The sequence below is a fragment of the Caballeronia sp. genome, assembly GCF_049581465.1.
In the GTDB taxonomy this organism is placed as follows: domain Bacteria; phylum Pseudomonadota; class Gammaproteobacteria; order Burkholderiales; family Burkholderiaceae; genus Caballeronia.
Genome location: NZ_JBAUSA010001069.1, coordinates 1 through 1,859, shown reverse-complemented (window position 1 = coordinate 1,859; position 1,859 = coordinate 1). Strand labels below are relative to the sequence as shown.

Genomic DNA, 1,859 nt, shown 5'->3' with positions numbered 1-1,859 from the left:
GCGAAGACGAGCAGCACGACGGAGACGATGAAGAACGCGATCACGAATTGCAGCATCGCGTGCAGCGGGCCGACACCCGACTTGCCGAGCTGTGCCGCGCTCATGCAGAAGAGGATCAGCGGCAGCGGATAGCCGAGCCAGTGCATGAGTTTCTGGCACGCCTGGTAGATCGTTTCCAGCACCTGGTTCAAGCCCGCCGAGATCCGCTCCGGCACGCGGCCTACCGCGAGGCCGAACAGCAGGGCGAACACGAGCGTCTTGAGTGCGTCGCCGTTGGCGAGCGCGGCGAAGATGTTGTTCGGCACGAGGCTGGTGAGCACATCGAAGAGACTCAGCCCTTTCACGGCGACGTCCGTGCCGTAGAGTTTCATCACGGTTTCGTTCGAACCCGAGTCGTTGCCGACCATCAGGCCGAACGTGTGCATCGTGGCAGTCGAGAGATTGGCGCCTGGCCGCATCACGAGCAGCACCACCGCACCGACCAGCGCGACGGTCGCCGAAGCGCACAGGAACACGACCACGACGCGCAATAGCAGGCGCGAGGTGCCGCCGTCGCGAAACAGCCGCTGGAGGCTGAAGATGACCGCCGACATCATGAACGGCAAGGTCGTCATCTTCAGCAGATTGACGTACACGTCCCCTACTACACCGAGTCGCAGCGCCTCTTCGGGCACCAGCAGGCCGAAAGCGCCCCCGAGCGCCAGACTGCCGATCACCGCCCACGGGTTCACGGCGAAAGCATAAATCTTGTTGGATATCATCGTCGCTGTCCTGTTGCCCTGATTAGTTGTCTGTAGCCTGCAACAGCGTCGTCACATCGAGCTTCGTGCTGCGCTCGGCGAGAAACTGATTCACATATGCGAGCAAAGCCGGCGCGCTGACGTTGACGCCGATCGCAATCGTGTCGTCGAGATCCTCCAGCGTGACCACCCTCAGCCGCAATGAAGCGGTCGGGTCACGCTTGAGTACGTGCTTGACTTCGAACTCGTCGCGATAGGCCGCCGTGACCTCGCCGGCGTCCAGTCCCTTGAGCAACGCGTCCCAGCTTGGATAGCTGGTCACCCGGGCGCGCGGAAAATTGGTCTGCACGTAGGCGGAATACGACGAATTCATGACCACGCCGATCGTGCCGTCATAGGAGCGGATCACGTCCGGCACAGCGCGGCCGCGCGCGAACTGGGCGAACTTCACGCGGTTCAAAAGCAACGCGCGGTGCAGCCGGATATAGGGCGTACTGAAGCTGATGATCTCGGCGCGCGACAGCGTGCGCGAAAGCTTGCTGACCGCCAGGTCGGCCTGACCGCTTGCCAGCAGATCCACGACCGCGTCGAACGTGCTGGCCCCGCGATTGAAGCTCACCTTGACGCCGAGTTTCGCCGCGAGTTCCTTCGCGATGTCGATGTCGATGCCGCTCAGGACGCCCTCGTGCTGCTCGAAAAACGGCGGCTGGTCGACGCCGAGTACCGCGACCACCAACTCGCCGCGGTTCACGATGCGCGCGAATTCGGGCGCGAGCAGGCGTCCATCCGGCATCCGCACGAGGCCGGTCGGCGTCGTGACCATCACGGCGCTAGCCGGGGCCGGGGCCGGGGCGCTTGCGGAAGGGGTAGACGTAGCTGCCGCCGCAGCAGTGGTGCTGGCGGCGAGGATTACGGCGCCCGCGAGCATGGCAGCCGTCCTCAGCCACCTGCTGCTCAGCGTGCGGGCAGCCCAGCCGCGCTGCTGGGGCGGTTGGTTCGGTTGGGGCAACCAGGCAAGAGGTAAAAGCGAAAGCAACATATCGATTAGCAATTTTCAGTTGGTGGAAGCAGCGGAAGGACCGGACGCGGCGGAGGGATCGGCGGGAGGATCGATCCCGG

At 64.0% G+C, this 1,859-nt stretch carries 3 protein-coding genes; 1 reads left to right on the top strand and 2 read right to left on the bottom strand.

Annotated features, from left to right (window positions below; genetic code table 11):
* Together WCA53_RS26205 and WCA53_RS26200 are read right to left on the bottom strand one after the other, a co-directional pair.
* Positions 1-761 (bottom strand): dicarboxylate/amino acid:cation symporter (locus WCA53_RS26205; RefSeq protein ID WP_423917359.1); only part of this gene is annotated, 761 nt, incomplete at its 3' end.
* Positions 762-783: 22 nt separating this feature from the next.
* Complete coding sequence (locus tag WCA53_RS26200) at positions 784-1,668, bottom strand: substrate-binding periplasmic protein (protein ID WP_423917356.1); 885 nt, start codon at positions 1,666-1,668, stop codon at positions 784-786.
* On the opposite strand from WCA53_RS26200, the gene WCA53_RS26195 reads away from it, so the two are divergent.
* On the top strand, positions 1,667-1,859 hold a 193-nt coding region (locus WCA53_RS26195), incomplete at its 3' end, for a hypothetical protein (RefSeq protein ID WP_423917353.1). The genes WCA53_RS26200 and WCA53_RS26195 overlap by 2 nt on opposite strands.